This is a genomic window from Bacillus sp. mrc49, assembly GCF_002803435.1.
In genome coordinates this window covers 45,738-69,136 of sequence record NZ_PHNG01000762.1, presented here as the reverse complement: position 1 = coordinate 69,136, position 23,399 = coordinate 45,738, and the positions used below count along the sequence as shown (strand labels likewise).

At 45.6% G+C, this 23,399-nt stretch carries 17 protein-coding genes; 10 read left to right on the top strand and 7 right to left on the bottom strand.

Annotated elements, in window-relative coordinates; genetic code table 11:
* Window positions 1-5 precede the first annotated feature (5 nt).
* The 4 genes from CVN76_RS22885 to murC all read left to right on the top strand — a co-directional run bounded on the left by CVN76_RS22885 (window position 6) and on the right by murC (window position 7,093).
* Complete coding sequence (locus tag CVN76_RS22885) at window positions 6-812, top strand: DUF1444 domain-containing protein (protein WP_100533172.1); 807 nt, start codon at window positions 6-8, stop codon at window positions 810-812.
* Between the two features lie 351 nt (window positions 813-1,163).
* Complete coding sequence (locus tag CVN76_RS22880; protein WP_100533171.1) at window positions 1,164-2,351, top strand: amidohydrolase; 1,188 nt, start codon at window positions 1,164-1,166, stop codon at window positions 2,349-2,351.
* Window positions 2,352-2,727: 376 nt separating this feature from the next.
* Window positions 2,728-5,526 (top strand): DNA translocase FtsK, encoded by a 2,799-nt coding sequence (locus CVN76_RS32185; protein WP_442857598.1) that lies wholly within the window; start codon window positions 2,728-2,730, stop codon window positions 5,524-5,526.
* A 262-nt stretch (window positions 5,527-5,788) separates the two neighbouring features.
* Window positions 5,789-7,093 carry a UDP-N-acetylmuramate--L-alanine ligase gene (murC, locus tag CVN76_RS22870; protein WP_100533170.1) on the top strand — a complete coding sequence of 435 codons (1,305 nt, stop codon included), beginning with the start codon at window positions 5,789-5,791 and terminating at the stop codon, window positions 7,091-7,093.
* Between the two features lie 57 nt (window positions 7,094-7,150).
* Here the strand turns inward: murC and CVN76_RS22865 are convergent, their stop codons facing one another.
* A complete protein-coding gene (locus CVN76_RS22865; RefSeq protein WP_100533169.1) occupies window positions 7,151-8,263 on the bottom strand; it encodes an aminopeptidase in 1,113 nt (370 codons plus the stop codon).
* Between the two features lie 224 nt (window positions 8,264-8,487).
* On the opposite strand from CVN76_RS22865, the gene CVN76_RS22860 reads away from it, so the two are divergent.
* The 3 genes from CVN76_RS22860 to ytxJ all read left to right on the top strand — a co-directional run bounded on the left by CVN76_RS22860 (window position 8,488) and on the right by ytxJ (window position 10,071).
* Complete coding sequence (locus CVN76_RS22860) at window positions 8,488-8,997, top strand: DUF948 domain-containing protein (protein ID WP_061142280.1); 510 nt, start codon at window positions 8,488-8,490, stop codon at window positions 8,995-8,997.
* Window positions 8,998-9,044: 47 nt separating this feature from the next.
* Window positions 9,045-9,617: a YtxH domain-containing protein gene (locus CVN76_RS22855; RefSeq protein WP_100533168.1), complete on the top strand. Its 573-nt coding sequence runs from the start codon at window positions 9,045-9,047 to the stop codon at window positions 9,615-9,617.
* Window positions 9,618-9,744: 127 nt separating this feature from the next.
* On the top strand, window positions 9,745-10,071 hold the full coding sequence (gene ytxJ, locus CVN76_RS22850; protein ID WP_100533167.1) for a bacillithiol system redox-active protein YtxJ: 327 nt from the start codon (window positions 9,745-9,747) through the stop codon (window positions 10,069-10,071).
* Between the two features lie 321 nt (window positions 10,072-10,392).
* Here the strand turns inward: ytxJ and pilM are convergent, their stop codons facing one another.
* Complete coding sequence (pilM, locus tag CVN76_RS22845) at window positions 10,393-12,534, bottom strand: pilus assembly protein PilM (RefSeq protein ID WP_100533166.1); 2,142 nt, start codon at window positions 12,532-12,534, stop codon at window positions 10,393-10,395.
* 237 nt (window positions 12,535-12,771) lie between these two features.
* Between pilM and CVN76_RS22840 the strand changes: the two genes are divergently transcribed.
* Complete coding sequence (locus CVN76_RS22840; protein ID WP_061142276.1) at window positions 12,772-13,848, top strand: bifunctional 3-deoxy-7-phosphoheptulonate synthase/chorismate mutase; 1,077 nt, start codon at window positions 12,772-12,774, stop codon at window positions 13,846-13,848.
* A 382-nt stretch (window positions 13,849-14,230) separates the two neighbouring features.
* Complete coding sequence (gene ccpA, locus CVN76_RS22835; protein ID WP_100533165.1) at window positions 14,231-15,235, top strand: catabolite control protein A; 1,005 nt, start codon at window positions 14,231-14,233, stop codon at window positions 15,233-15,235.
* Window positions 15,236-15,308: 73 nt separating this feature from the next.
* Here ccpA and CVN76_RS31205 read toward each other — a convergent pair whose 3' ends face one another.
* The 4 genes from CVN76_RS31205 to CVN76_RS22820 form a co-directional block, all read right to left on the bottom strand.
* A complete protein-coding gene (locus CVN76_RS31205; protein WP_157805765.1) occupies window positions 15,309-15,479 on the bottom strand; it encodes a hypothetical protein in 171 nt (56 codons plus the stop codon).
* Window positions 15,480-15,639: 160 nt separating this feature from the next.
* Entirely contained in the window at window positions 15,640-16,821 is a 1,182-nt protein-coding gene (locus CVN76_RS22830; RefSeq protein WP_100533164.1) for an acetoin utilization protein AcuC, read from the bottom strand.
* Window positions 16,814-17,464, bottom strand: coding sequence for an acetoin utilization AcuB family protein (locus CVN76_RS22825; protein WP_061142273.1), 651 nt, complete (start codon window positions 17,462-17,464; stop codon window positions 16,814-16,816). The genes CVN76_RS22830 and CVN76_RS22825 overlap by 8 nt, the downstream gene beginning before the upstream one ends.
* A gap of 26 nt (window positions 17,465-17,490) precedes the next feature.
* A complete protein-coding gene (locus tag CVN76_RS22820; protein ID WP_100533163.1) occupies window positions 17,491-18,123 on the bottom strand; it encodes a GNAT family N-acetyltransferase in 633 nt (210 codons plus the stop codon).
* 336 nt (window positions 18,124-18,459) lie between these two features.
* On the opposite strand from CVN76_RS22820, the gene acsA reads away from it, so the two are divergent.
* A complete protein-coding gene (gene acsA, locus CVN76_RS22815) occupies window positions 18,460-20,178 on the top strand; it encodes an acetate--CoA ligase (RefSeq protein WP_100533162.1) in 1,719 nt (572 codons plus the stop codon).
* A gap of 115 nt (window positions 20,179-20,293) precedes the next feature.
* Here the strand turns inward: acsA and CVN76_RS22810 are convergent, their stop codons facing one another.
* Window positions 20,294-23,296 carry a transglycosylase domain-containing protein gene (locus CVN76_RS22810; RefSeq protein WP_100533161.1) on the bottom strand — a complete coding sequence of 1,001 codons (3,003 nt, stop codon included), beginning with the start codon at window positions 23,294-23,296 and terminating at the stop codon, window positions 20,294-20,296.
* Between the last annotated feature and the right edge of the window lie 103 nt (window positions 23,297-23,399).

The following is a 23,399-nucleotide window of genomic DNA, read 5'->3' as shown; positions in this document are numbered from 1 at the left end:
CAAACATGAAAATGGACAGCACGAAGCTGAAAAATATTTTGCAGGAACGTTTGAAAGGTGATAACCGAACATTCAAATTCGATAGCAAGCAAGATACGTTAAGGGTTGAAAATGTGAAGACAGGGAAGGGTATCGCCATACAATTGGCCCCGGTTGTTGCCAATTATGAAAACGTGCAGGAAAAGGCCATAGATGAAGTCACTTATTACGTCGAAGAGGCCTTGAATGTAATGGGAGAAGTACATAGCATGCAAGGCAAGGAGAAGTCCATTTTTCCGGTCATCCGTTCGACCTCCTTTCCAATGGAATCGGAAGAAGGAAATCCTTTTCTATTTGATGAGCATACAGCCGAAACCCGGGTTTTTTATGCACTCGATTTAGGGAAAACGTACCGTCTCATCGATGAAAAGATGATTCAACGGGAAAATTGGCAGGGTGATAGAATACGGGAAATCGCTTCTTTCAATGTTCGTTCGCTTTCCGTTGATTTGAAGTCTGATATCGTCGCGGGCAATACCTTTTACTTTTTGAACACGAATGATGGATATGATGCAAGCAGGATCCTGAATGAATCTTGGCTTAGGGAAATGAAGGAAAAGATCGAGGGAACGATGGCTGTGGCCATTCCGCACCAGGATGTCATCATCATCGCTGATGTGAAGAATGATACGGGATATGATATTCTTGCACAAATGGCGATGAGCTTCTTTGCCAGCGGTCATGTACCGATAACGGCTTTATCATTTCTTTATGAGGAAAATGAATTGGAGCCCATTTTCATCTTGGGTAAAAACAAAAAGCGTGAACAGTAAAGCGCTGCAAAAATAGGATCGTGCCAGCTGGCAGCGGTCCTGTTTTTTATTTGGGAGCTTAGTTTAATAGAGTCGGAAGCGACAAACGGGTAGCGTTACTCGTTATTTTTTTCATGCATAGTGATATAATTGGATTATTCAGAAAAATATTCCGTGTGCATTCAATTGCATGGAATCAGACCGCTAAAGGCAGCGAAAAGCAGGGCTCGCACTTTCGGATGAGCTGCTGCATGAATTAACGAGTAACCGCGCGCAAATTTGACTTAGCACAAGGGCAACGGGCGAAGGAGTGAGAGTCTTTAATGCTTTCCTTTTTCGCCAAAATTTCATGAAATGAAGGGGGAAACAATCGTGAAAAACCAATTAATGGACATGCTGGAAGCACGCAAAGAGGAAATGGTTCAGATTCGCCGCCATTTACACGAGAATCCGGAGCTATCCTTTAAAGAAGAGAAAACGGCGCAATATATCATCGATTATTATAATGGGAAGGATGTGGAGGTTCAAACGAATGCAGGAAATGGATTCGGGGTCATCGTAACCATCGAAGGAGCTAAACCGGGAAAAACGATAGGACTCCGTGCCGATTTCGATGCATTGCCTATTACAGAAGAAACGGAAGTTCCGTTCCGTTCAAAAAATGAAGGGGTCATGCATGCCTGCGGGCACGATGGACATACGGCCTATTTATTGGTTCTGGCAGACTGTCTTATCCAGCTGAAGGATTCGTTGAGCGGTACCATCAAAATCATCCATCAGCATGCAGAAGAGACTCCACCTGGTGGAGCAAAGAGCATCATGGAATCTGGAATCCTCGATAATCTGGACGCTGTGTTTGGGATCCATTTATTCCCCTCGCATCCCGCAGGGGTCGTTGGTTATCACGGGGGCTATGCGATGGCAGGCAGGACATATTTCAAACTGGCGGTAAAGGGTATGGGCGGCCATGGCTCATCCCCGCATCTGGCCAATGATGCCATCGTTGCAGGTGCCCATTTCGTCACGGCTGTTCAAACCGTGATCAGCCGTCGCTTAGATCCTTTTGAAATGGGCGTGGTCACAATCGGATCTTTCGATGGAAAAGGAAGTTTCAATGTCATCAAGGATCGGATAGAGATCGAAGGCGATGTCCGATATATGACGGAAGAGGTCCGGCAGCTGATCGATAAAGAAGTCCACAGGATCGTTAATGGAATAGAAATGGAGTTCGATGTACAGTGCGAGCTTTCATATATTCCTGATTATCCTCCGTTATATAATGATCCTGAACTGACTTTGTTCGTGAAAAATAGCCTCGAAGGCATGGACGATACAGACATCAAGAGCGTCCTGGAATTTCCGATGTTTTCAGGTTCCGAAGATTTTTCCTATTATGCAGAAAAGATCCCGGGATGCTTCTTTTACATTGGATGTAAACCGAAAGGAGTGGAGAAGGCATACTTCAATCATCATCCTAAATTCGATATCGATGAGGATGCACTTTTGATTGCTGCCAAATCAATGGCACAGGTTATATGCCGTTATTATGAATGGGAATAGCCAAAATAAATGCTCTAACCCACACAACACCGTTCGGTTTAAACGAACGGTGTTGTGTGGGTTTTTAGTGCATATTTGGATGGCATGGCCGGTTTGCCAGGCTGCATCAAAACTTAATCTCTTTGTAAACGCGATTTAACAGCGGTGTTTTATTTAAATAGTAGACTAGGGGCTTAAGTTATCTTAAGGAAGTTAGGTTTAAACTCCGCTTGTAATGGGTTTAATAGGATAGGAGCTAGGTGAAATATGCAGCGGCCGTTACGAATCGGATAGAAAAAGCAGAAACAAAAACCGATTTAGCTTAAATTTTCTCGATATTTTTAAAATAACTGGTAGAATTAGTTACATAACTACAGACGTAGAAAGAGTGATAGGTTTGAAATGGCTAAATAAGATGAAAAAATGGTTCCAAGCAGAGGAAATTATCGAAATCGAAGAAATTATTATAGATGAACCGCTTGATGAAGAAACATTAAGGAATATGGATTTTTCGAAGCTTCCTAAGGCAAAGAAGGAAGAAATAAAAGTGTACAACCAAACAGTGGAAAAGATGTCGGAAAAAATATCCCAGACGGTAGATCCGGATACGAAAATCCTGTTTCAATATCCAAAAGGGCAATTCAAATTTCCGCTCATTCCCGACCAGGAGCAAAACAAAAGGAATTCCCGGGAAAGAATAAAGGATAAACGCGAACCGAAGCAGGCAGAAAGGACGAAGGAACCGAGAAAGCAAGCCAGGGATCCCGAACCAAAGAGAAGAAGCTTCGATCGCGAGCCGAAGCCAAAAATGAGAAACCTCGATCGGGAGCAACATACAAAAATCGTCCCGTCGAATACACCATTCCGCCCAACGGAAATACCTTCACCCATTTATGGTTTCCGTCGCCCGGAAAAAAAGATGGTGGCTTCAGAGGAAATCGTTGAATATGAATTGGAAACCAAGCTGCCTGTTCTTGAAAAAAAAGAACTTGTTAAAGAAATTCCAGTGTTCACGCCTGATACCTCCAAGGAAGTTGCCGTTGAGGAAAGGACGGAAGAACCTGCTGTACTTATCCCGGAACAGACCCATGAAAAAGTGGAAGCATCGGAGGTACCGGCTTTCTTTCGGAAGCATGCTGTCGAGACACAGCCTGTAGAAACGGAAAGTGAGCCTGTGCTGGAAAAAATCGCGGCTGTAGAGGATGAGGTGGATTTTGGACGGGAAGTTGCCGCATCCATCATGGAGCAGTCTGAGGATGCAAAGCCCGAAGCCTTGGCAATTCCTCGTGAAAGCGATCCAGCAGAAATGATTTCGGAAGGGCAGCCTAAACGACCGAAAAAGCATATTCCGTTTAATGTTATGATGCTAAAGCAAGATCGAAAAAAAAACGAATTCATCCATAAATTGAAACCGGAAAAAAAAAGCCTTGATTCCGAAAGGGGAGTCCTCCCGTACAAGCAGGAACCTCTTCGTGGTGAGGAGGAAGATCAAGAAGCACCAGATATACCTGAAATGAAGCCGGAGGATGGCCAAGCCGTATTTAGTGCGTCCGAGCCGTTCATCACTGAATCTTCAAAAATCGATTCTTCCGGAACGTTTGCCGCCCCGGAAGAATCCGTTGAGGACGATATCGATTCGAGTCCAGTCCATAATGGGGCTGTCGGACAGGCTCCCGTTTCAGAAAATGACAAGGAAGAAGCAGTGTTATCAAAGGCCGGAGCAGAAGCCGGGCAAAGCGATACCGGGGATTTTTTTGGTGCAGTGGAAGTGGATGACAACCCATACTATGTGTTTCCAAGCATAGGGCTGCTGACACCCCCGACTTATGCCGAGCATGATGATGAGTGGCTCGATGAACAGACTTCATTACTGGATGAGACGCTGAAAAATTTCAATGTCCGTGCTAGGGTAGTCAATGTCACCCAAGGGCCGGCAGTAACGCGTTTCGAGGTGCATCCTGAACCGGGGGTCAAGGTGAATAAGGTGACGAACCTGATGGATGACATCAAGTTAAGCCTTGCCGCCCAGGATATGAGGATGGAAGCGCCGATTCCAGGCAAACATACAATTGGGATCGAGATTCCGAACAGGAAAAGCAAGCCTGTATTTTTACGTGAGGTTTTGGAGAGCGCTGAATTCCAGGAGCATGAATCACCGCTTGCTGTGGCCTTGGGCCTCGATATATCGGGTCAGCCGATCATCACAGATCTTAGGAAGATGCCGCACGGATTGATTGCCGGCCAAACGGGATCGGGGAAAAGTGTCTGTATCAATACGATGCTGGTCAGCCTGCTGTATAAAGCGACGCCACAGGAGCTGAAATTGCTGTTGATCGACCCGAAAATGGTCGAGCTGGCACCTTATAATCGTATCCCTCATTTGGTCAGTCCGGTCATAACCGATGTGAAGGCAGCCACGGCCGCACTTAAATGGGCGGTTGAGGAGATGGAACGACGTTATGAATTGTTTGTGCATGCAGGCGTCCGTGACATCAGCCGCTTCAATGACCAAGCGGAGAAAGCCGGACAATATGCAAATAAGCTGCCTTATATCCTGGTGATCATCGATGAGCTTGCTGATTTGATGATGATGTCCCCGGCCGATGTTGAGGAAGCGATTTGCCGGATCGCCCAAAAGGCCCGCGCCTGTGGGATACACTTGATTGTAGCTACGCAGCGGCCTTCAGTCGATGTCATTACCGGATTGATCAAGGCAAATATCCCGACAAGGATCGCTTTTTCGGTTTCTTCACAAGTCGATTCCCGCACGATCATCGATAGCGGCGGAGCGGAAAAATTGCTTGGAAGAGGAGATATGCTATTTGCTGAAAATGGCTCTTCAAAAACGGTTAGACTGCAGGGGACCTTTGTCAGTGATGAGGAAATCGATGAGGTAGTGAATCACGTTAAACTCGAGCAACAACCGAAATACCTGTTTGAGCAGGAAGATTTGCTGAAAGTGGCAGAGGTCACGGAGGAAGCGGATGAACTGTTTTTCGAGGCATGTGAATTTGTCGTGAATCAACAGGCTGCATCGGCATCGAGTGTGCAGAGGCGCTTCCGTGTAGGGTACAACCGCGCTGCGCGTTTAATAGAAATGATGGAGCAGCAAGGGGTCGTTTCTGAATCCAGGGGCTCCAGACCGAGGGATGTATTGATCACGGAGGAAGAACTGGAATTTTTACATGTTAATTAAGAGAACCGATTAAAAGGAAATTGTATATAATGTGAAGGGATGAAAACCCTTGAATGACGAAAAAACCAATGATTTGATAAATTGGCATCTGCCTGACATGGATGAATGGGCAAATAAGTGATATAATAGTTTTTTGTTGAGTAATGATTGATGAAAACCTATGTGGAAATTGCGTTTCTAACAAGTCTCGTAATGAAAAAAACAAATAAAAGATGACGTCATATACTGTCGTACAGGTAGACGATTGGTGGAGGTTCGCTTTATGACTGCTTACCATTTTGTGGGAATTAAAGGGTCGGGTATGAGTGCTCTTGCACAAATACTGCATGATATGAATATTGAAGTGCAAGGTTCCGACTATGAAAAAGAATTTTTTACACAATTGGCATTAGAAAAAGCTGGGATTAAAATCCTTCCTTTCAATGAGGAAAATATACAACCTGGAATGACCATCATTGCAGGCAATGCATTCCCGGATACTCATCCGGAAATCGTGAAGGCAAAGGAACTTGATTTGCCGATCATCCGTTATCACCGCTTCCTTGGTGATTTCATGAAAAATTATATTAGCGTGGCTGTTACGGGAGCGCATGGTAAAACATCGACGACCGGCTTGCTGGCCCATGTCATGGGCGGGGTTAAACCGACCTCCTTCCTGATTGGGGATGGGACGGGGAAAGGGATCGTGAATTCTGACTACTTCGTATTCGAAGCATGTGAATATCGCCGTCATTTCCTTTCCTATTATCCTGATTATGCAATCATGACCAATATTGATTTTGATCATCCTGATTATTACGCCAATGTCGAAGACGTGTTTGAGGCTTTCCAAACGATGGCCCTTCAAGTCAACAAAGGCATTATTGCGTGCGGCGATGATGAGCATTTACCACATATTCAGGCGAAAGTACCGGTTATTTTTTACGGATTTGCAGAAGGAAACGATTTTCAAGCGAAAAATGTTTCCGTCACTCCGGATGGCACGACCTTCGATGTGCATGTAAGAAACAATTACTATGATACATTCACGATTCCTACCTTTGGAAAGCATAATGTATTGAATGCACTTGGTGTCATTGCACTTTGTAAATATGAAAACTTGGATACGGAAGCCGTGAAAGCCCAATTGCGGACTTTTGGCGGAGTTAAACGCCGGTTCTCCGAAAAGGAAATCGGAAGTCAGATCATCATTGATGATTATGCGCATCATCCGACTGAAATCTCGGCAACTGTTGACTCAGCACGTCAAAAATATCCAGAGCGTGAAGTTGTAGCGGTTTTTCAGCCGCATACTTTCTCAAGAACGCAGGCATTCCTGGATGAATTTGCCGACAGCTTGAATTTGGCCGACAAAGTATACTTATGTGAAATTTTTGGATCTGCTCGCGAAAATCAAGGGAAATTATCGATTGAAGACCTTCAAGGTAAAATTCCCGGTGCCGAGCTGATCACGGAGAATACCACTTCCATTTTGCAAAATCATGATAACAGTGTCGTGTTATTCATGGGCGCTGGGGACATCCAAAAGTTCCAGGCAGCCTACGAGCACTCACTGCAGGTAAAATAAAAAAACGATCGATCCCAGAGCTGGGGTCGATCGTTTTTTTGATTTCAATAATGCCGTTTATTTTAAATTTTCTGGATTCAAATCTTCCAGTTCAGGCAAGACGAAGCGGCCGTCCTTACGTATCAAGACATCATCGAAGTGGATTTCCCCCCCGCCGTATTCCGGGCGTTGAATATTGACCAAGTCCCAGTGGATGTCCGAGTGGTTGCCATTAAAGGCATCATCATAGCATTGTCCAGGAGTGAAATGAAAACTTCCATCAATTTTTTCATCAAAGAGGATATCTTGCATCGGGTGTAGAATATAAGGATTTACACCAATTGCAAACTCACCGACATATCTAGCACCCTCATCAGTGTCAAAAATTTTGTTGATGCGGTTTGTATCATTCGCCATCGCTTCAACGATTTTTCCATCTTTGAAGGTCAATTTCACGTTTTCAAAGGTAAAACCCTGATACGGTGATGGAGTATTATACGAAATCACTCCATTGATGGAATCCTTCACGGGAGCGGTATATACTTCACCGTCAGGAATGTTCAGCTCACCTGCACATTTGATGGCCTTGATGTCTTTGATGGAGAAGGTTAGGTCCGTTCCGGGCCCGGTTATGCGGACCTTATCCGTCTTATCCATCAATGCGACAAGGCTGTCCATGGCTGCGCTCATCTTGCCATAGTCGAGGTTACAGACTTCGAAATAAAAGTCTTCGAAAGCTTCTGTACTCATCTTGGCCAACTGGGCCATGGAGTTTGTCGGGTAGCGAAGCACGACCCATTTTGTTTTTGGCACGCGGATATTCCTATGTACTTTGCCGACGGTTTGTCCATGGATCGCCATCTTCTCTGGAGGGACGTCGGATTGTTCATTGATATTATCCCCGGCGCGAAGCCCGATATAAGCATCCATCTGGCTCATTACGTTCGCTTCAAACTCACCCATCATCTTGTACTGTTCTTCTTTGGCACCCATCAGCAAGGCACGATCCACTTGATGATCCTTCAACAGGACGAATGGGTAACCACCTGCTTCATAGGCTTCATTCACAAGGGCATTAACAAGTTCACGCTGCAATCCAAAGTTTTCGATCAAGATCTTTTCACCTTTTTGAAGCTTCACGGAATAATTGATCAAGTTTTTGGCCAATGTTTCAATTCTGGGATCTTTCATAAAAATACCTCCATTGTTTAAATTCGACTTATCTTACTATCATACCCGATTTCCTGCCAGAAGTGCGACACATTGATTTCGAAGAAGGAACTGGATCTGGACAACAATATTTCCAGATTAGGGTACGATAGGGTATATTGAAAAAATAAATACGTTTATAATGAGCGGGAAGGGGTAATTAATAACTAACAGTTAAATAAGTCGATTTTTTCGGAGGTGTTCCAATGGAGATTATTTTATACGTAAGTGCTGCTGTTGCAGCGATCGCTTTCTTGGTCCTAGTTATTTTCCTAACGAAGGTACTGACATCACTTCAAACCACCCTGGACAGTGTGGCCCGGACGCTGACAGGGCTCGAGAGCCAAATGCAGGGCATAACGCTCGAAACTACTCAGCTATTACATAAAACGAATACGTTGGCTGAAGATCTGCAACATAAGTCAGAAAATCTGAACTCAGTGGTTGATGCCGTGAAGGATGTAGGTACATCCATCTCCAGCTTCAATTCTTCAGTCCAAAAGGTTTCCAATAAAGTTCAGGCTGAGATTGATAATAATCAGGAAAGAATTTCACAAATTGTCCAGTGGAGTAACGTAGCTTTAGAGATTCGGGACAAATGGAAGGCTAGAAGCAAGCAGGCCGCCCCGACTCCAGCCGAGAGAGCGGAGTTGGAACGGATAGCACTGGAAACAGATGACCTGCCTAAAAAAAGGTTTTTACGTTCTAGATCATAAAATCTAGTTAATGAAAAATAAACTGAAAATTGAGAGGGGAATGTATTATGACTCAAAAAGAATATCCGACAAAGGACTATCAAAAAACATATGAGGACGAACGCGACTCGATCAATTCAAAGGACTTTATGATTGGCGCCTTGATCGGCGGGATGATCGGTGCGGCTACAGCATTGTTCATGGCTCCGAAAACAGGTAAGGAATTAAGGAATGATTTCAACGAACAAGCTAAAAACATTTCTGAGAAAACCGAAAAATTAAGACAAACGGCAATGGAAAAAGGTACGGTTCTTGCAGATACTGCAAAAGAAAAAACAAGTTCCGTAACGGAAATCGTTTCAAATAAATCATCCGACATCGTTAATAAGGTGAAAAGCTTGAAACCTATCAAAGAAAACGGTGACGCGGCTGATGCTACGACAAATTCAAGCAATAAAGATATTGATGTAACGGGAGCTTCAGATTCCAAGATCGTATCCGTCGAAACCAATTTTGCGGACGGAAAGGATGCTGAAAAGCAACCTGCCGATCCTACAAGCGGAAACAAAAATACGGCCAAATTAAAACTTGATGAAGCGAAAAAAGCGTTTGATGAAACGGAAAATAAATTAAAGAAATAATCGCCAAGTCGCTTAAGCTTGGATGAAGAAGCAATGCGGTACGAAGAATAAGGCGATGAAGCGCTGAAATGGCTTCATCGCCTTTTTGATGGTACCATTTAAATCGTAAATGAAAGGAGACTATATGATGACAGCATCTAAAATCGAATCGGAAGAACAATTCAATGATCTATTAAAGGAGGATACGTTCCTGTTGTTCAAGCATAGCCTAACATGTCCCGTGAGTGCCGAGGCGCATGAACAATACGAGAAGTTCATTGCCGGGAATGAACAGCTTAAAACGGCCTATTTAGCCGTTCAGGAAGCTCGCCCGCTCTCCAATTATGTGGCGGAAACTTTCGATATCAAACATCAATCCCCGCAGGCCATCCTTTTTAAAAATGGAAAGCCGGTCTGGAATGAATCTCATTGGCGGATTACATATGATTCATTGGGCAAGGCCGTAGCCGAATGATGGATAATGACTGGAGCCTTTTTTTCGTGATCCTTTGGAAGGGCATTGAAAAAGGCTAGGCATCTAAAAGGAGATGTTGTCTGTATTTTGTACAGGCGGCATCTTTTTTTTTGGCTCCGCTATCCTGGAAAAGGTTCCATTAGCATCCTTTTTGGACTTCCCGGACCGCCCGCTGGATAAGCGAGTGCCTGTAGTGGAAAGGAATGATCATGATTAGGTCACTCCGCCGTGTTCTTTTGTTATAAACAAAGTCCCCTACAGGATAGACTTTTTTCAAAGGGTCTATTCTAAAGGGGACATTCGATTTTGTAATGCAGCCGATCATACGGTGGCCGGCCAATGGATTTTCAAACGGTCTCCAGGGTAAATCGTTTCATGAAAGGTCGTTTCTTGTTCATTTTTGATAAGAGTGAAGCGATTATTGCCCTGGGCCGGGATATCGATATCGATATGGCGGAATATATCCTGAAAAATGAATGGCTCCTGCTTTTGTTGAATCAAGGTCAGTGAGTCTCCAGCGAAAACCTTATCATTGTCATCCATTACCACGCCTTCTCGCCTGAACTCGGCCAGTTTCCGGGATAGGACGATTTTTTCATCCTCGAAGAAAACCGGTATGGAGCAGGACTGCTGGATCTTCAATTCGTTACATATTTCCCCTAATGCAGGGGGGGCGATCGGTTCGATGACGATTTCATCGCCTTCATCGAAAGAGTAGGCTGGCTTCGTTTCGAGACCATTTTTTGTGATCCTGCCTGTCGATGTGCGAATTTGAGTGTCTTGTCCATTCAGCTGAATCGAAAATGGTTCAAGATAGGTAAGCAGTTCCGGAAGTTGGATCGCTTTAAGCAATCCTTGAATCGTTTCCTCCATGCGGCAGACGATTTGGTCATGGTCCTCGACAAGTTCTTCTCCAGATACAGCTGCGCCATTCCTGAGGATGACAGCTGAAATGGTATGCCTGACTCCATTCACCGTAACCGTTTTGCTCATTTGGCCGTCAAGCAAATCACGTATTACCGTATGGGGAGGGGCGCCGTCAGTTCCTTTGGTCGTCGTGATGATATCCTCATTCCTCACTTCCGTGTCCAAGGAGGCTTCCTTGCCATTTAGTGTAATACGTGATTTCTCCCCTTGCTGTCCAGGAAGCGTAATCTGGTGTCCGTTGATATGGACAATTTTGGCCATTCCCGGCTTTCCATATAGGGAACTCACCCGGATTCCGGCTGTAAGAAGGCAATCCCCTACGTTAGTCCGTTCCATATCGAATAGACGGATGGGGCGGCCATCAACGGTAACGCTTATATATTGAATCGGGTTTTGATCTGCCGCTATGGCAATGCCGATGGGAGTCACCAATTCCGGTCCCATCTGGACCAAATCCGAAATGTCTAGATTCTGGATGGCATCGATGCCCCGGATGGCCACCCTGTTCTCGGGCAGGTTCAGTTTTTGGGCCAAAAGGCGAGGTAACTCGGGTGTTTGGCTGCCTCCACCGACAAGCATGACTGCCTTAGGTGCTTTTGAGTTATTCAAGGAAAGGATTTCCGAACTTATGCTCTCAGCCAGACGATCGAGTGCAGGATGGATCTGATCAATGATTTCCGTTGTGGATAATTCATTGGCAAAGCCGAGTATATCGGTAACCTTTATTTGTTCATGATTCGCCAGATCCCGCTTTGCCTGTTCGGCCTGAGGGAAATCAAGGAGGAGGTGGTCGCTGATCGCTTCGGTTATTTCATCACCGGCGATCGGCACCATCCCATAGGCAATGACGGTCCCTGAATCCGTCAGGGCTATATCGGATGTTCCTGCGCCAATATCGACCAAAGCGACATTCAAGCGCCGCATCGATGCCGGAATGAGCACATTGATGGCTGCAATCGGTTCGAGAGTGAGGGCCTGCATTTCCAGATCCGCTCTTTTTAAGGCTGCCAGCAACGATTCCACAACAACCTTTGGCAGGAAGGTTGCGATGATTTCAACGGATGCCTCATCACCGCTCTGATCAAGCAGGCTGCCTAATTCCTGCCCATCAAGATGGTAGTATAAAACGGAATATCCTACACAATAATAGGTTGATTGGGAATGTTTTTGCTTAGCTACGATGGTCTGCGCTTCCTGGACGGCACTGAATTCAAGGTGAAGGACATCCTCCCGCGTCATCAGGGGCTTCCCGCCAATCTTGATCGTCATCTTCGCCCGTTCGGTTTTTAATGCCCTTCCTGCGGCAGCTACGGATACCTTTTTTAACGGACCGTGCTTTTCTTCCAATTGGCCTTTTATATGGGAAATGACTTTGGAGACGGCCAGCACATCGTGAATCTGGCCATCAAGCATCGCTCTCTCGGAATGCTCCCAAGATAAAATGTCGACTATTTTATAGCATTCCTGTTCTTTTTCCAATATAATTCCTACAACGGATCGTGTTCCAATATCTAACGCAAACAGTTTTTCCTGCATGGGTAACACCTACTTTTATATATTTATAACTTTAATGCTTAAAAGCGTTTAACTAATAAAGAAAAAATTAGTGACATTTGAAGATGCATGCTTTATAATTGAGTTAATTATACATGAAATATTCTAAAATTTTCATTGATAAAATAATCGGGTCGCTCTATCGGAGATTCAGAAGGGATTTTCGGGTATGGCCGCTGAGCCGATTTTCATTTTAAAAAACGAAGGGATGGATTTGTAATGAGCAACAAAGAACTTGATGGTCTTCGTAATCAACTGGATGATGTGAACCTTCAGTTATTACATCTTATTAATCAACGTGCTGAACTTGTACAGGAAATTGGTCGCGTCAAAGAAAAACAAGGTGTAAACCGTTACGATCCGGTCCGCGAAAGAACAATGCTTGATCTTATCGAAGCGAACCACCAAGGACCGCTTGATCTTGGTTCGATTAAACATATTTTCAAGGAAATCTTCAAATTGGGCTTGGAGCTGCAAAAAGACGATCAGAAGAAGACGCTTCTTGTATCTAGAAAGCAAAAGCCTGAAGACACGATCATCGACATCAAGGGCGAATTGGTCGGTAATGGAATTCCTAGCTTCGTCTTCGGACCTTGTGCCGTTGAATCTTATGAACAAACGGCAGCAGTGGCTGAAGTCATTAAAGCTAAAGGGTTGAAATTAATGCGCGGCGGTGCATTTAAGCCACGTACATCTCCATATGATTTCCAAGGACTTGGCTTGGAGGGCTTGCAAATACTTAAACGTGTTGCAGATGAATACGGCTTGGCCGTCATCAGTGAAATCGTTAGTGCCAATGACATCGAAGCGGCGATCGATCATATTGACGTCATCCAAATCGGAGCACGTAACATGCAAAACTTCGACTTGTTAAAAGCGGCTGGTGCCGTTAATAAACCAGTGCTTTTAAAACGTGGACTGGCTGCAACGATCGAGGAGTTCATTCATGCAGCGGAATACATCATGTCACAGGGCAACGGCAACATCATCCTTTGTGAGCGCGGTATCCGTACTTACGAGAAAGCAACAAGAAATACATTGGATATCTCTGCGGTGCCGATCTTAAAACAAGAAACGCACTTACCGGTCATGGTTGATGTGACGCATTCAACTGGACGGCGCGATCTATTGCTTCCAACGGCAAAAGCTGCACTTGCCATCGGTGCTGACGGTGTAATGGCGGAAGTGCATCCGGATCCTTCCGTTGCATTATCTGATTCTGCACAGCAAATGGACTTCAAGCAATTTGATGAATTTTACGAAGAAATTAAACGTTTGAACTGGGTAACTGTATAAGCTAAAATAGTCATTAAATGATTTACTTACGGCCCTTACCACCTTGGCAAGGGCTTTTTTTAATGGTAAAATACTTGTTTTTGCAGAAAAAACACGGAAATAAGCACTATTGGATTGCAGGAAAGATTCGTCTATCGTATGATAAATAACAAGAATGAGAACTGTTCGGAAGATTGGTCATACATAAAGTGATATCTATGTGAACTTTTATACTTGCAAAGAGTATTGAATCTTTGGCTGAGAAGAGAGTAGGATTGCATTTTTCTTAGGCAGATCGTTCCTAATATAATCTTCCTTATAGAGGAAAAACGTATAAAAGATTTTTTTTCGAAATAATTCGGGTCTTTTATGGGAAAAATGAAAGAAATGGAGGAATGGATGAATGAATAATATAACCATTTATGATGTGGCGCGTGAAGCGAATGTTTCCATGGCCACCGTTTCCCGCGTAGTTAACGGGAATCCAAATGTAAAGCCGGCTACAAGAAAGAAAGTATCGGACGTGATTGAGAGGCTAGGGTACCGTCCCAATGCAGTGGCAAGGGGTCTTGCCAGCAAGAAGACGACGACCGTGGGTGTCATCATACCGGACATCTCCAGCATCTTTTTTGCCGAATTGGCAAGAGGGATAGAAGACATAGCGACAATGTATAAATATAATATCATTTTAAGCAGTTCCGATGAGAATATAGATAAGGAATTCCATTTGTTGAATACGATGCTTGGAAAACAAGTGGACGGCATCGTATTCATGGGCGGTAACATAACCGATGAACATGTCAAGGAGTTTACGAATTCCCCGGTTCCTATCGTTCTGGCTGGATCAGTCGATGAAAGCGGGCAAGTGCCATCCGTTAATATTGATTATGAGGCGGCAGCATACGACGCAGTGACATTTTTTGCCCAAAAAGGCCATAAGAATATCGCTTTTGTAAGCGGAAACCTTTCAGCGTTGATTGATGAAAAGAAATTGGCGGGTTACAAGCGAGGGCTGAAGGAAGCAGGGCTTACGTTTGATGAAGGTTATGTTGTCGAAGGCGATTATACATATGATTCGGGCATCGAGTCTTTTGAAAAGTTCCTGGAGTCCGGGGAGAAACCGACGGCGTTCATCGTTGGTGCTGATGAAATGGCGCTTGGGATCGTACATGCCGCCCAGGATAAAGGGTACAATGTGCCGGAAGACTTCGAAGTGATCAGCTTTGACAATACTAGATTGACCTTGATGGTTCGTCCGCAAATTACGACCATCGTTCAACCCCTATATGATATTGGTGCGGTTGCGATGAGGCTATTGACAAAGTTGATGAATAAGGAGCAAGTGGAGGAAGGTCATGAAAAAGTGATCCTGCCCCATCGGATCGAGGCACGTCAATCAACGAAATAAGCTTAAGAGAGTGCCCTTTAGGGCGCTCTTTTTTTATTCGACAGAACATTGCCTACAGCTTGGTAATGGTGATTTATTTGTTCCATTCCACTGCAGGCGATCCCTTTCCGCGGGCGGTCGGGGAGCTTCCTCGGCTGCGCCTGCGGTATCTCCCCATTGACCGTATTTCCCGCAGGAGTGTCACGCCTTCCGTTGCCTTCCACTTTGCGTGAAAATGAAGAGCGCAGCCATCAACCCATTCCACTGCAGGCGCTCCCGTGAGTGGAATTCATGTATGCAACTTTGTTCATTTATTCACAGCGTATAGTAAGCAAGGGTCAGGAAAAGGTCGTTAATGGTCTCATTTTTTATCTTGCGCAAAGCTCAAAAAGGGGTTCGGGATGTTACCTGCCGAACCCCTTTCGTTAGCTATGTTCATTGCTTGTTGATGTTTGTCTGGATGACCGGATAGGGTAGAGCGCCTTTTCAAGCGTAAGGGCATTCTTTTCTGTGATTTCAGGCTTCCTCGGGATGGGCTCGTACATATCCTCCATGTCATCCCATTCCTGAGGGAGTGGAACTGGGGACTCTGGCTGCCAGCTGTCAAGCCATTCTTTTGAAAGGGGACCGGATAGGTCGTTATCGGTCATTTCAAGCCATACTCTCGACCAAGCCCTCGGGACGACACGCCATATATCATAGCCGCCGCCCCCGACTGCAATCCAGCGCCCGTTGCAATATTCATGGGCCAGTTCATGGGCAAGCTTTGGTATCTCCCGGTAAATCTTCATTGTTGCGGATAAATGGGTGAGCGGATCGTAATAATGGGAGTCGGCTCCGTTCTGGGTTAAAATGATATCCGGTTTGAAAAATTCAATGACCTCTCGAAAGGCGGCTCGATAGCACTCCAGCCAGGAGTCATCCTCCGTGAAGGCATCGACAGGGATGTTGAAAGAGAAGCCGTAGCCTTTTCCTTGGCCCCTTTCGTTTATCGTCCCCGTGCCGGGAAATAAGTAGCGTCCCGTTTCATGGATGGAAAGCGTGCATACATCCGGATCATCGTAAAAGGACCATTGGACCCCATCGCCGTGATGGGCATCCGTATCGACATACAGGACACGTGCCCCATATTTTTTTTGTAAGTATTTGATTGCGACCGAACTATCATTATAAATGCAAAACCCCGAGGCTTTGCCACGAAAGCCGTGGTGCAAGCCCCCGCCAAGATTGAGTGCGTGCAGCGACTTACCGGTCATGACGGCATCCACGGCCGTCAAAGTGCCGCCTACAAGCAAGGCGCTCGCTTCATGCATGTTGGGGAATATGGGGGTGTCCTCCGTCCCCAGACCGTAATTCAAGGCCTTTTCGCTGGGCAGCTTTCCCTCCCCGGCCAATTTGACGGCGTTTACATAATGCCGGTCATGAACCAGCTCCAACTCCTCATCCGTGGCCATTCTTGGCTTGATAATTTGATCATCACGAATGGCATGGTGTTTTTTCAGCAAATCAAGCGTAAGGGTAAGGCGCTTTTGATTGAATGGGTGCTCATCATTGAATTTGTAGGCAAGAAGTTCCTCCGAGTAGACGAAAAGGGATGTATCATTCATGGGACGTCCCCGGTAAGCTCGGCCACAAGACGGTATAGCCTTCTTGTTTCAAGTCCTCCACCACCATAAATGGATTCATCGTCTGGACACGGATGACCAAAATCTTATAATCGGTGCCGTCTTTTTCCGGATAAACAAGGGTACTCAGGATATTGGAGTTGCGCCGTTTGAAAATGTGGGCAATATCGTGAAGGGTTCCTGCCTTGTCCGGGATCTTGATTTCGATTTGTGAGCCCGGCTGATTGACACCCGTCAATTCAACAAATGACTGAAGCAAGTCAGAACCGGTTATGATGCCCACCAATTTCCTCTCTTTGACGATCGGGAGGCAGCTGATGTTGCTTTCACAAAATACAGCCCCGATTTCTTCCACGAAATCGAGCGGGTGCCCTGTGATTAGATCCGTTTTCATGATGCTTGATAATGGCTTTTGTAAATCATTTTTGTATTCTGCGGTGTTGAATATTGAAGGGGCAGCATCTCGTATATCACGGTCACTGACTAATCCGACAAGTTGAAAGCTTTCATCGACAATGGGAATGTGGCGAATTCGTTTTTCCTTGATGATCACGACAGCGCTTTGGATTGTATCCGCTGGAGTGAGGGTGATTATGTCCTCATTCATTATTTTTTCAACAATCATTTTCCTTCCTCCTCCATTTCACCTCTTTAATACATGAACCGATTCATAAAACGCAGCTGGTCGAATTTCTCGATGGATTCCGGCGGCACCCTCTTGCCAATGCGGGCCATCAAGCAGTTCGCTGGGTGGGAACTGATTTCCGGATCATCCGTTGCAAAGTAAACCAGGCCCCCGGCGCTCATCATTTTTTCCATGATCTTGCGGTACTCCCAAATATTAAGGCCAGTGCCTTTTAAGTCCCAGTGCCAATAGTATTCAGTCGTGATGATGATGAAGTCTTCCACCGAATCGTCTTCCATCGAAAGGCGGATCAAGTTCTTTCCGACGGAGGCACCCCGGTATTCAGGGATGACCTCGATTGCCCCTAGCTCAATCAGGTCCTTCATCTCGATTTCCGACCATCGTTCCAACGGATCCGGATATAAATAGGTTACATAACCAACGATGGTTTCTTGTTTACGTGCGATGAAGATCCTGCCTTCAGGCAAGTCTGCAATCTCTATTAACGCTTTATGCTGCAAAGCAGGCGGACGAAAGGCGACCAAGTCTTCATGAAACTCATAAGCCGACATCCGTTCCCCATCCAACGGCCCCTCGATGATGAGGGTTCCACTTAATGTCTGCAGTTCCTTGGCATAAAAGGTCTTGTTATATTCCATTCTTTCACCATCCTTGTAAAATAGTACTCTTATACACTTCGTTTGCGAAGGATAAGGCGCGCTGCTTGAAAACCGAGCAAATGGAAGTATACCTTAAATTATACATAGCTTAATTCAGAAAGTTCAAGGCGAATATCATTCTTTTGCCACAGCACATTTTCCTGTTAGCATCATTATACCTGTCTTCCCGATAACAATATAGTGCAGGCGATTTCAATGCTTTATCAACCATTCATTTTCCCTATTATGGAAACGGCTAGTATTTTAAAAATTGAGATAATTATTCCTTTATACTATAATGAGCATATAGAGCCGAAAAAAGGGGGAGTTTGTCGTATGAATGTGAAAGCGTTGCCAGTAGTGGAAGGTAAGTTCAATCTAAAGAATTACGATGAAACATACAAGGGGTTTGACTGGTCCGAGGCGGAAAAGGAATTCTCCTGGTCCGAAACCGGTAAGGTGAATCTGGCATATGAAGCCATTGACCGCCATGCCGAAACATACAGAAAAAACAAAATAGCCCTTTATTATAAAGACGATAAAAGAAAGGAAAAATATACATTCAAGGAAATGAAGGATTATACGAACCAAGCGGCCAATGTGTTCAAGGACATTGCCTCTGTCGAAAAAGGAGATCGTGTCTTCATCTTCATGCCACGCTCCCCGGAGCTTTACTTTGCCTTGCTGGGTGCGATTAAAACGGGAGCGGTGGTCGGACCGTTGTTCGAGGCCTTCATGGAAGGCGCGGTAAGGGACCGTCTCGAAGATAGTGAAGCAAGTGTCCTCGTTACGACCCCGGAACTTCTGCCGCGCGTCCCGGTCGATGAATTGCCCCATTTGAAACATATTTTCCTAGTGGGCGAGAATATAAAAGAAGAGGGAAAGTATCATCACTTCAATAAAAAGCTAAAAGAAGCCGACACCAAATTCGACATTGAATGGGTGGATCGGAATGACGGATTGATCTTGCACTATACATCCGGTTCCACAGGGAAGCCTAAAGGCGTGCTTCACGTTCATAATGCGATGGTACAGCATTACCAAACGGCAAGATGGGTCCTGGATCTGCAGGAGGAGGATGTGTATTGGTGCACAGCCGATCCTGGATGGGTGACTGGGACGTCTTACGGCATTTTCGGACCATGGCTTACAGGAACCTCGAATGTCATTGTAGGCGGGCGATTCAAGCCTGAATCCTGGTACAAAACCTTGCAGGATTTTGGTGTCACGGTTTGGTACAGTGCACCGACTGCCTTCAGGATGCTGATGGGGGCAGGTGACGAAATCGTTAAACGTTTCGATTTGAGTTCCCTCCGCCATATCCTGAGTGTCGGCGAGCCATTGAATCCTGAGGTGGTCCGCTGGGGAATGAAGGTTTTCAATCATCGCATCCATGATACATGGTGGATGACGGAGACGGGAGCACAGGTCATCTGCAATTATCCTTGCCTGGAAATCAAGCCGGGCTCGATGGGAAAACCGATACCTGGCGTGAAAGCGGCGATAGTGGATGATCAAGGCAATGAACTTCCGCCGCACCGAATGGGGAACCTGGCCATCAAGAAAGGCTGGCCTTCCATGATGAAGACTGTCTGGAATAATCAAGCAAAATATGAATCTTACTTCATGCCTGGCGATTGGTATGTTTCCGGGGATTCCGCTTATATGGATGAAGAGGGGTATTTCTGGTTCCAAGGCCGGGTTGATGATGTCATCATGACGGCAGGGGAACGAGTGGGGCCGTTCGAGGTGGAAAGCAAGCTGGTCGAGCATCCGGCCGTAGCTGAAGCGGGGGTCATCGGGAAGCCCGATCCAGTCCGCGGGGAAATCATCAAAGCGTTTATCGCCCTTCGTGACGGATACGATGCAAACGATGCCTTGATTGAGGAAATCCGCCAATTTGTAAAAAATGGTCTTGCAGCGCATGCCGCGCCGCGTGAGATTGAATTCAGGGACAAGCTTCCGAAAACGAGAAGCGGTAAAATCATGCGCCGCGTCTTAAAAGCCTGGGAACTGGATTTGCCAACTGGCGATCTATCATCGATGGAGGATTGATTGTAAATAACATGTAAAAAGGCATCCATGTTCAGCGCATGGATGCCTTTTATGTCGTTTGATAGGAAAAAACAGGCTGGCGGTTTGATCCCGCCAGCCTGTTTTACGAAAAGAATCATTCTTCCTCTTCTTCCGCGTTGTTGGATTCTTTGTCTTTATCATTGACCGTGTCTTTATTCTTGTCGGTCTTTGTATCCTCTTTATCTGCATCATCTTCGTCTTGATCCTGATCTTTGTTTTTATCTTGTTCTTGCTGTGTATCAGAATCTTTGGCCTTATCTTGACCTGATGTGCGAGTTTCTTCTTTTGCTTCCGTTTTTTTATCTTCGTTTGCAATGTTATCTTTTTTGCTATCGTCTTTATTTTTGGTCGAATCTTCTTTGCTTGCCTTTTTAGCGCCGCTTTCGACATGTTGCGATGGAGACGATTCTTTCCCGACTATGTCAACGGCGGTTACGTAATAGGAGCCGCCTGAGCCGACTTTATAAACAAGCTCTGCACCAGCATTGATGCTCGCCACTTTTTTCCCGTCCTTATAGACACGATAGCCGACGACATCCCCTTCAGGATGCAGCCCCCAAGTGATCTTATCGCTGCTCATGGAGATGGAAAGGGGGGCGGGCGCTTTGCCATTATCATTCAATTTCGCTTTCGTAGCGACGACTTCCCCCTTTTCCTCGCCGCCAGGAATGATGGCGCCCGGATCGATCACATACTGCAAACCGATATCTGCAAACGAATCTGGGTTGAGCATGAACCCGCCGCTCGTGAATTCGCCAGGTGTTTGCGGAAGGGCGGCGTAGCGCTTGCTTCCGACTGAAACATATTGTCCGTCTATGAAACTATTATCCGCCTTGGATGGTGCGTACTTGGCGATGAATAAATCCGACTTGACAAGTCCGGCCTTTTGGCACGAACTTGAAGGCAGCAGTCCGGAAACGCCGCAGAAGGAACGGCTGACGATTCCGCCAGGCATTTGGAACCGTTTATCGGGATCGATGAGTTTCGGTTCGACTTTGTAGGCCGCGTTGATCAGATCGGCCCAATAATATATATTCCGTTTATTGTATTCAAGTCCGTTATAGTTGCCTTGCAAGGATTTTGGCTTGTCATAACCGAGCCATGTCCCGAACGATACATTCGGATTGGTGGCTACGAACCAAGCGTCCCAATAATTTTGTGAAGTACCGGTTTTCCCGGCCCAATCGCTTGAGAAGGCCAGGCGGTTCCTGACCGACGCCGCCGTCCCGCTGTTTACGACATCACGCATCATGTCAAGCGTCAGGTAAGCGGCTTGTGGAGAGAAAACATCCACTGGTTTCACTTTATGCTGATAGATGACCTTGCCATCCTTCGAAACGATTTTATCGATCATATAAGCATCGATGAATTCCCCTGAATTGGCAAAAGTGCCAAACGCATTGACGTTTTCTTCAACGGTTACACCTCTGTCCATGGCACCCAATGACGTGGACAGGTTGGAGTAATCGCCTTTCGTCACGGTGGAGAAGCCCATTTTCTCCAAATACGAAGCAGGTCTCAAGTTGATTATCTTTTTGTAAAAGAGCGCTGCCGGGATATTGTAGGACTTCTTCAGGGCCTCGCGGGCAGTCGATACGCCCGTATAGCTGCCGCCGCCATAGTTCCCGGGACTCCAAGATCCAATGGAAATCGGCACGTTGGCCGATACGCTGCCAGGCGAGATCTTGCCTAGCTCGATCCCTGGGCCATATACAAGCAATGGCTTCATCGTTGAACCGTTTGAGCGCAATGATGCGGTCGCATGGTTCGTCTGTTCCCGCTTGAAATCGCGGCCGCCAACGAAACTGATGATTTTCCCTGTTTTATTCTCGATCAGGATCGCTCCGGCCTCCACGGGCTGGCTGACGGTTTTCGTTTCCTTCGTATCCGGGTCGACGACCTGCGTCGGTTTATCGTATCCGAAGTTCGGATAGTTTTTCGTTACTTCCTGCATTTTGTCATAAATCTTTTTGTTGACGGTCGTATAAATTTTATAGCCATTTTGTCGCAGCTTACGATCGGCAAGGGCTACATATTGCGCTTTTAGATCATCATCCTCTAAATCCTTTTCTTCATATCCATCTTCTTTTGCTAGATTGACAGAAAGGATTTCAATGGAGCGTTTTTCAATTTCATAGGTGAGCCATGGATACTTCTCCGATGGCATCTCCGATTTTCCGATAAAGTCTTTGGTTATGTCGTATGCTTTTGCTTTATCATACTCGTCCTTTGTTATGTATCCGTTACTGTACATCCGTTTTAAAACGGTTTTCATCCTGTTGATGCCAGGCTGTTGATTATCTTTCAATTTTCCTTGCTGCGTATATGGTGTGTAACCGAATGGACTTTGCGGCAATCCGGCGATAAACGCGGATTGGGGCAGTGTCAGGTCCTTGGCCTCCACGCCAAAAATACCTTCAGCAGCCGACTCGACACCAGCAATGTTCCGACCGGAAGAGTTTCTTCCCAATGTGGAGACGTTTAGGTAAGTTTCCAAAATCTCTTTTTTTTCAAAGAATTTCTCTACCCGGAGTGCAAGCAGGATTTCCTTTGCCTTCCGATCAAACGACACTTCGTTTGTCAGCACCTGGTTTTTGATGAGCTGCTGCGTTAATGTGCTTCCTCCCGATTGGACGGATGCATTGGAGAATTCCTGGTAAATGGCACGCAGGATCGCTTTCGGGACAACTCCGTCATGTTCGTAAAAATATTCATCTTCTGTGGCGATGACCGCATTTTGAAGATACTTGGAAACTTTATCGATTGACACTTCTTCACGCTCGAGATCGCTCTTAAGCTTGCCCAAATACACATCATTGGCAAAGTATACCTCAGAGGTCTCTTCATAATTGTAGATGTCTTTTTTTAGATCTTCTTTTGAGCGTACCGGCTCATCTTTGACGAGGGCAGCGAAATAGCCGGCTCCAACGCCGCCGGCGAATGAGAATCCTAGAATCCCGACAATAATGAGGATCAGCGTTAAATTCCAAAAGACCTGGTAGGTGACCCGCGCATTTTTTTGTGTCTTTTCATTTCGGAAAAAACGGGTCAGCTGCTTCCATGCCGTCCGTAATCTATCTTTTTGAATATTATTCATCGTATCATACCCCCTGAAATCACATATATTATAGCATATAACAAGTAGGCGAAAGGTCATCTTTCTTATTTTTCTAGAATCTGTAAGGGTAATGTTGACAAGC